Origin of the sequence: Paenibacillus sp. TAF43_2 (assembly GCF_052113545.1) — a bacterium.
Taxonomy (GTDB): domain Bacteria; phylum Bacillota; class Bacilli; order Paenibacillales; family Paenibacillaceae; genus Pristimantibacillus.
The window spans coordinates 1-7,183 of the sequence record NZ_JBFRDK010000263.1; the positions used below are offsets into that span (position 1 = coordinate 1).

Annotated in this window: 6 protein-coding genes and 15 tRNA genes; all 21 read left to right on the forward strand. The window is 41.9% G+C overall.

The features are described 5' to 3' along the window. Nucleotides 1-178 precede the first annotated feature (178 nt). Nucleotides 179-254 (forward strand) — tRNA-Asn (locus AB4Z17_RS31205). A gap of 4 nt (nucleotides 255-258) precedes the next feature. Beyond that, a tRNA-Ser gene (locus AB4Z17_RS31210) sits at nucleotides 259-349 on the forward strand. Between the two features lie 4 nt (nucleotides 350-353). Beyond that, nucleotides 354-428: transfer RNA gene (locus tag AB4Z17_RS31215), tRNA-Glu, on the forward strand. A gap of 66 nt (nucleotides 429-494) precedes the next feature. Beyond that, nucleotides 495-570, forward strand: a tRNA-Val gene (locus AB4Z17_RS31220). Nucleotides 571-588: 18 nt separating this feature from the next. Beyond that, nucleotides 589-665 (forward strand) — tRNA-Met (locus AB4Z17_RS31225). Between the two features lie 38 nt (nucleotides 666-703). Further along, nucleotides 704-780, forward strand: a tRNA-Asp gene (locus AB4Z17_RS31230). Between the two features lie 16 nt (nucleotides 781-796). Next, nucleotides 797-872, forward strand: a tRNA-Phe gene (locus tag AB4Z17_RS31235). A 31-nt stretch (nucleotides 873-903) separates the two neighbouring features. Beyond that, a tRNA-Thr gene (locus AB4Z17_RS31240) sits at nucleotides 904-979 on the forward strand. Nucleotides 980-982: 3 nt separating this feature from the next. Beyond that, nucleotides 983-1,067 (forward strand) — tRNA-Tyr (locus AB4Z17_RS31245). A gap of 12 nt (nucleotides 1,068-1,079) precedes the next feature. Next, nucleotides 1,080-1,153 (forward strand) — tRNA-Trp (locus tag AB4Z17_RS31250). A gap of 18 nt (nucleotides 1,154-1,171) precedes the next feature. After that, nucleotides 1,172-1,247, forward strand: a tRNA-His gene (locus AB4Z17_RS31255). A gap of 31 nt (nucleotides 1,248-1,278) precedes the next feature. Then, a tRNA-Gln gene (locus tag AB4Z17_RS31260) sits at nucleotides 1,279-1,353 on the forward strand. 7 nt (nucleotides 1,354-1,360) lie between these two features. Further along, nucleotides 1,361-1,428, forward strand: a tRNA-Gly gene (locus AB4Z17_RS31265). Between the two features lie 8 nt (nucleotides 1,429-1,436). Further along, a tRNA-Arg gene (locus tag AB4Z17_RS31270) sits at nucleotides 1,437-1,513 on the forward strand. A gap of 13 nt (nucleotides 1,514-1,526) precedes the next feature. Continuing rightward, nucleotides 1,527-1,608 (forward strand) — tRNA-Leu (locus AB4Z17_RS31275). Nucleotides 1,609-1,766: 158 nt separating this feature from the next. Further along, the gene (locus tag AB4Z17_RS31280; RefSeq protein ID WP_441964178.1) at nucleotides 1,767-2,723 is read left to right on the forward strand and encodes an ABC transporter ATP-binding protein; all 957 of its coding nucleotides are present in this window, start codon (nucleotides 1,767-1,769) and stop codon (nucleotides 2,721-2,723) included. Next, nucleotides 2,716-3,468, forward strand: a complete 753-nt coding sequence (locus AB4Z17_RS31285; RefSeq protein WP_441908618.1) for an ABC transporter permease — start codon at nucleotides 2,716-2,718, stop codon at nucleotides 3,466-3,468. Before AB4Z17_RS31280 ends, AB4Z17_RS31285 begins: the two co-directional genes overlap by 8 nt. 45 nt (nucleotides 3,469-3,513) lie before the next feature. Further along, nucleotides 3,514-3,894, forward strand: a complete 381-nt coding sequence (locus AB4Z17_RS31290; protein ID WP_441908619.1) for a GntR family transcriptional regulator — start codon at nucleotides 3,514-3,516, stop codon at nucleotides 3,892-3,894. Between the two features lie 7 nt (nucleotides 3,895-3,901). Further along, complete coding sequence (locus AB4Z17_RS31295) at nucleotides 3,902-4,600, forward strand: ABC transporter ATP-binding protein (protein ID WP_441908620.1); 699 nt, start codon at nucleotides 3,902-3,904, stop codon at nucleotides 4,598-4,600. Then, nucleotides 4,597-5,352 carry a hypothetical protein gene (locus tag AB4Z17_RS31300; protein ID WP_441908622.1) on the forward strand — a complete coding sequence of 252 codons (756 nt, stop codon included), beginning with the start codon at nucleotides 4,597-4,599 and terminating at the stop codon, nucleotides 5,350-5,352. The genes AB4Z17_RS31295 and AB4Z17_RS31300 overlap by 4 nt, the downstream gene beginning before the upstream one ends. Nucleotides 5,353-5,516: 164 nt before the next feature. Beyond that, a partial coding sequence (locus tag AB4Z17_RS31305) for a sensor histidine kinase (RefSeq protein WP_441964180.1) occupies nucleotides 5,517-7,183 on the forward strand: 1,667 nt, incomplete at its 3' end.

The following is a 7,183-nucleotide window of genomic DNA, read 5'->3' on the forward strand; positions in this document are numbered from 1 at the left end:
GGTTCGGGGTGGAAGCACAGCAATGTGTGTAGCTGACGAATACTAATCGGTCGAGGGCTTATCCTAAACACGTTTACTGTGACCCATACATCCGGTAGACAGCAGCATAAAGGCTTCAGCAAGCCTAATCTTTCGTATCCAGTTTTCAGGGCGCAATTTGCTTTGAATGCTTAAATATTCCCTGATAGCTCAGTTGGTAGAGCACTCGACTGTTAATCGAGTTGTCACAGGTTCGAGTCCTGTTCGGGGAGCCATTGTAGAGAGGTGTCCGAGTGGTCGAAGGAGCACGATTGGAAATCGTGTAGGCTCTAACCGGGTCTCGAGGGTTCGAATCCCTTCCTCTCTGCCAGCAAGGCCCGTTGGTCAAGTGGTTAAGACACCTCCCTTTCACGGAGGTAACAGGGGTTCGAGTCCCCTACGGGTCACCAACTTTTCTATAAAAAAGATTGACAAAAAAGAAAGACCTATGATATGATATAAAGGTCGCTCAACATGGAGGATTAGCTCAGCTGGGAGAGCATCTGCCTTACAAGCAGAGGGTCGGCGGTTCGATCCCGTCATCCTCCACCATTTATTAAATAATAACGACGCGGGGTGGAGCAGCCCGGTAGCTCGTCGGGCTCATAACCCGAAGGCCGCAGGTTCAAATCCTGCCCCCGCAACCAAATTCTTTACCTTTCGGAACTTTCCGAGAACATGATGTGGAGCTGTGGTGTAGTGGCCCAACATGCCTGCCTGTCACGCAGGAGACCGCGGGTTCGAATCCMGTCAGCTCCGCCACTTAAAAACAACATCAGGCTCGGTAGCTCAGTCGGTAGAGCAGAGGACTGAAAATCCTCGTGTCGGCGGTTCGATTCCGTCCCGAGCCACCATTGATGCAGTACAAGCAACACAAGTGAATATGCCGTTGTAGCTCAACTGGTAGAGCAACTGACTTGTAATCAGTAGGTTGGGGGTTCAAGTCCTCTCGACGGCACCACATGGAGGATTAGTGAAGTGGCTAAACACGGCAGACTGTAAATCTGCTCTCTCTGAGTTCGGTGGTTCGAATCCATCATCCTCCACCATTTTTTTACCTTAGGGGCATAGTTTAAAGGTAGAACAAAGGTCTCCAAAACCTTTGGTGTGGGTTCAATTCCTGCTGCCCCTGCCAATAAAACATTTGAATATGGCGGTCGTGGCGAAGTGGTTAACGCATCGGTTTGTGGATCCGACACTCGGGGGTTCAATTCCCCTCGATCGCCCCATTAATTCAAAAATTAGCATCACGTATTTTGTTGGGGATTAGCCAAGCGGTAAGGCAACGGACTTTGACTCCGTCATTCTCAGGTTCGATCCCTGAATCCCCAGCCATTTATATGCGGAAGTGGCTCAGCGGTAGAGCATCGCCTTGCCAAGGCGAGGGTCGCGGGTTCGATTCCCGTTGCAACAAATATGTGCCCTTAGCTCAGCTGGATAGAGCGTTTGACTACGAATCAAAAGGCCAGGAGTTCGAATCTCTTAGGGCACGCCATCTTTACTGAAATGCCGATGTGGCGGAATGGCAGACGCGCGCGACTCAAAATCGTGAGGGAAACCGTGGAGGTTCGAGTCCTCTCATCGGCACCAACTTTTCTAACACAAACTCTTAAGATCATTATGATCTTAAGAGTTTTTTTGTGTTTTAGTTTCATAATAGGTAAAATCGACCTGAAAATTGCCCCTTTACATCTGATTAGACCTAGTGTACTATTTAACTAGAACACTAAGACGATGGAGGTAAGGAAATGATGAAATCATCTTCTGAAATAAAGGGAGCAATCCCCGTACTTTCTTTAAAAAATGTAACCAAACGTATTGCAGGCAAAGCAATCGTAGATCGAATGTCATTTAATATTCACAAGGGAGAAATCGTAGGGTTGCTTGGGCCAAACGGTGCAGGTAAAACAACGACAATCCGAATGATTGTGGGTTTGATTCAAATGTCCGAGGGTGACGTGCTTATTCAAGGAAAAAGCATACGTAATGAATTTACAGGTGCCATAAGGCATATCGGAGCTATTATAGAAAATCCTGAGTTTTATCCATATATGACAGGGTATGATAATCTAAAGCAATATCAGAGAATGTCATCAGGCATTACGGAAGAACGGATAAAAGCAGTTACGGAGCTGGTAGGTTTAGAGGCAGCAATGAACAAGAAAGTAAAAGCATACTCTCTTGGAATGAGGCAGCGTCTAGGCATTGCACAAGCACTGTTAGACAATCCATCTTTGTTAATACTGGATGAGCCAACTAATGGCTTAGATCCAGCAGGGATTCGTGAAATGAGACAATATTTGCAAAGAATAGCTGTTCAAGAAGGGATATCGATTCTTGTATCGAGTCATCTGCTCTCAGAAATGGAGCTCATGTGCAGCAGAGTCGTTGTTATTCAGGAAGGCAAATATGTGACTCATCGTTCACTAAGCGATAAGGAAGAGCAATCCAAGCAACTATCCGTTGTTGTTCGTGTAGATGATATTGAGCGAGCAAGCCGGGTTTCTACAAGTATAGATGGGGTTGAGGTTATTCAACTTTTAAAAGATAGCAGCGAGCTTGTATTAGCTCTTCAGAATGAACTTATTCCTCAGGTAGTAAGCAAGCTAGGGGAAGACAATATTAAAATTTATCGAATCACTGAAACGAAGATATCACTGGAAGACGAGTTTTTGAAATGGACTGGGGGTAGTCGCATTGCTTAATTTTAACGGTCTAGTATTAAACGAATGGTTGAAAATGTCAAAGAAACGAAGCTTCTTCATTGCATACGCAGTAATGCTCCTTACGATTGTAGGTTTCACTTATTTAATTTGGAAAATGTCTGGTGATCAATATCCAACTATGCTAGAATTTGCTGGATCGATCATGGCAAATGGAGTCGGACAGATCGTAACGATTGTAGCCATTATTTTCACAGCTGGTATCGTCGCAAAGGAACATCAATTAGGAACCGTTAAATTTTTGCTCATACGAGCTCATGGTAGAAGCAAAATTTTAGCATCAAAATATGCAGCCGTTATATTGTTTGTTTGTTCGCTCATTATTTTCACAATAGCTGCTGCTCTTGCAGCAGGAGGAATCGCATTTGGATTTGAAGCGACAGGGGAAGTTTCCTGGTTGGATGTTGCGAAATCAATGTTATTTCAAACAGTTTATACAACCATCTATGTAACTTTAACGTTTATGTTCGGCATTTTAACGAGATCATCTGGAGCGACAATAGGAATAGGCATGACTGCTGTCTTATTGGAAGGCTTAATGAAAATGTTATTATCAAGCTACGATTTCTCCAAATATCTACTCTTTATGAATACAGATCTATCGTTATTTACAGGTAATGAATCGTCATCTGGCGGAATGTTGTTCCCGAGTGTTGTGTGTGCAGCATATGTGTGTTTGTTTTTGGTCATTAGCTTTGTTACGTTTAAAAAACGGGATATTGCCTAACATGCAACGTTTTCGAGTGGGCAGTTGAGGGGAGAAGGACATATTGTGAGCATAGAATTTGATAATAATTTGCCAATCTACTTGCAGATCATGAATTATATTAAGAAAGAAATTGTCATTGGCAAGTTGAAGGCTGGGGATAAAATACCGGCGGTACGAGAACTTGCGTTAGAACTGCAAATCAACCCGAATACGATACAACGAACCTTTCAGGAGCTTGAGCGAGAACAAATCGTCGAAACGAAGCGCGGGCTTGGCCGATATGTCACTAGTGAGGAGTCGAAAATAATGGATATCAAAAAAGAAATGGCAGGAGATTTGCTCGGTCGCTTTATTCAAGGGATGCAGGAGCTGGGCTTTGCAAATAACGATATCGTAACGATCGTTTCACAAGCGGTAAAAGAAGAAGATAAAGTAAAGGAGTGATGGGACTGTGGAGAGCATTTTGAAGCTGACAGAGGTATCAAAGTCATTCGCCGGCAAGAAGGCGCTGGACCAAGTCTCACTCACGTTGGCACCTGGCAAGATTGTTGGTCTGTTAGGAAGCAATGGCAGTGGCAAAAGCACATTGATGAAAATAGCTGCAGGACTCATTCATCCAGCTTCGGGCACGGTTACGATTAACGGGCATCTTGTAAGCAACGAGACAAAAGCAATTACATCTTTTATGCCGGATCAACCGCTCACAGAGAGCTGGATGCGCGTAGAGGATGCAATAGATTTTTATAAGGATTTTTATGCCGATTTTGATCATAAGAAAGCAAATGAAATGCTTGCTTTCATGAATTTGAATAAACGCGATCGGGTAAGCGCGTTATCTAAAGGGATGAATGAACGTCTTCAGCTTACACTCGTATTATCACGAAATGCGAGGCTGTATTTGCTTGATGAGCCAATCGGAGGCGTAGATCCAGTAGCAAGAACGAAAATATTGGATGCGATTGTTAACTACTATAACGAAGAAAGCAGCTTAATCATTTCAACCCATCTTGTACGCGATATTGAGCGGATCTTTGATGAAGTTGTTTTCATACGCGAGGGTAAGATTGTATTGCAGGATGAGGTAGAAAATATACGACTGGCTCACGGTAAAAGCGTTGATGAAATGTTTAAGGCGGTGTTTGGGGAATGATTAAGCTGTTGAAATACGATTGGAAGCGAAGCAACGATGGTATCCTCAGCACGCTTGCAATCTTTATCATACTAGAAGCAGCGCTCAGTATTACGGGATTAACGCGCAACTGGGATGAAGGTCTTATTACAGCGTTTAGTATTTTCGGCTATGTAATGGTCTTTATCTTGTTGTTCATCCATTGCTGCCGTACGTTTGAACGAAACATTAAATCCTACAGCCGGCGCTTACTGCCGCTGCACCCAATCAATGGAATAGGTGCTGCTATCCTTCTAGGCTGGATCATCATGCTGCTCGTTTTGATTATAGCAGCTATTCATATCGCGATCTTCATTGCATTTTCGGATATGGATATTCAATATTTCAAAGAACATGTTTCTTTAGAGAACGGCGCTGTATTCGGAATGGTAATAAGCTATATTTGGATGTACACATCCTTTATGCTCTCGATTCTATGTTCCATTACAGTGGCGCGCAGCTTCCGAGTGAAACATTCTACATGGATCGGGATTGTCTTTTTCTTTGGAGTACAAAGCATTGCTTCTTGGTTAACGTATCAGTTATTTGACCAAAAAGAAGGTATGATGGGTATAGTTTCAGTCAATGTACCTCAATCGAATAGCGGATCAGTAACCTTTGGTTCATCATTTAATGTGGATTTTTTATTCGGACCATTTTTACTGGATTTAGCGTTTACTTTAGGTTACTTGTTTCTAATGATTTATTTGTTAAAAAAGAAAGTCGAGATTTAAAAAAAATGACGTTGGCGCATGTGGGGTGAAAATCCTATATGCGTTTTTTTATGCTTTAAATAGATTTGAAAAAAGGATCAGCATATCGCTTTTAAGAGATTTCAAGAAAACGCTTTAAATGGTAATATGATTATGATTCAATCGATAGTAGGGGGAAGCGGAGCGTGAGGTTCGGTAAATCGATTAGAACTCGTCTTATTATTGGGTTTATGGCAGTTATGCTGCCTGTAGTTATTTATATGCTTATTAACAACAGTTACTCACGTGAGATCGTTCGAGAGAAAGTATCTGAGACCTATCGAAACACACTCGATATTTACGTGGGGCAAACGGATCAAAATCTATTGCAGATTAATGATTATCTTTATAAAATGTCAGTGCTTGATACCGACGTAGGTTTGCTAATGTCCTTTCCAATGGATAGTGACGGTTATACGTTAACGAAAATTAGAATTGATGGGAAGCTAAATCGCGACGTTGGTGTCTATAATCTGATTGATGCTGTATTTCTATATCACGATAAAGATATTATTTTTGGAACAAAAAGCGTATATAACGATACAAAAAAAATAATAAAAACGCATATGGATTCAATGACAAAGGAAGAAAATCTGCTTATGAATGATCAACATTTATGGGAGGTCAGAGCAGACGAGCGGATGCCAGGGAAGTTTTTTTTGATCAATTTCATTAAGGTGTCAGATGATTTATACGTCGGCGCAATCATTAAAGTACAAGATATAAACAGAATGTTATCGATTCAATGGAGTGACGGGGATATCGGTCATAACGGCATTTATTTACGCGCTGGCGATCAGCTTGTTCAGTCATTGACGGAAAACTTAGCGCCGCTGGAACTCAGCTATAAAATATCGAAGAAACCGTATGAATCGCTGACTGATCGAAATACAGGCGAAACCTATCTTGTTATGAATAGAATGAGCGAAATGGTGGATATCGCTTATCGAGTCGTTATACCTGAGCGGACGCTGCTGCGTAATTTATTATTTTTTAGAAATGCGACGTTGTTTGCTCCAATTGGGTTTCTAGCTATTTTGCTTATTTATTTGTTCTTTATGAGGAACATGCTGTTTAAGCCGCTGCATGAGCTTATTCTAGGAATGAAGAAAATCTCTTTAGGAATGCTGGATGTCAGATTGAAGAAAAACAAATCGCTTGAATTTGAGTTTCTAGGAAACACCTTCAACATCATGGCTGAACAAATTAAAACCTTGAAAATTGATGTTTACGAGGAGCAGCTCCGCGTGAAGCAAGGAGAGCTTAAGCAGCTCCAAGCGCAAATTAATCCGCATTTTTATATGAACAGCTTAAATATTATTTATAATTTAGCAGCATTAGGCGATACGGAATCGGTGAAAAAGATGTCGCTGCATCTCGCTGATTATTTCCGATTTATTATGAAAGCCAATCGGGACACGATTACACTTAAGGAAGAACTAATGCATATCGAAAACTATATGACGATTCAAAAGATTAGGTTTCCTGAGAAGCTGCAATGTACCTATGAGGGAATCGATGACATTTTGCATTATCCAATTGCTGCATTAACCATTCAGCCTTTTGTAGAAAACTCCATCATTCATGGGTTCAAAAACAGGAGGCAGCTTTTCCAAATCAAAATATGTGCGGAAATAGACTCCGAGCATGGATTTACGTTATCGATCAGCGACAATGGTACGGGCTTTAGTCCTGAGGTGCTGGAGAAGCTGCAAAACAAAGAACCGCTGCAGGAAGGCGAATCGAGCAGCTTAGGCATTATGAATGTCATTCATAGACTACAGCTGCTGTATGGCGAGCGGACATCAATTAC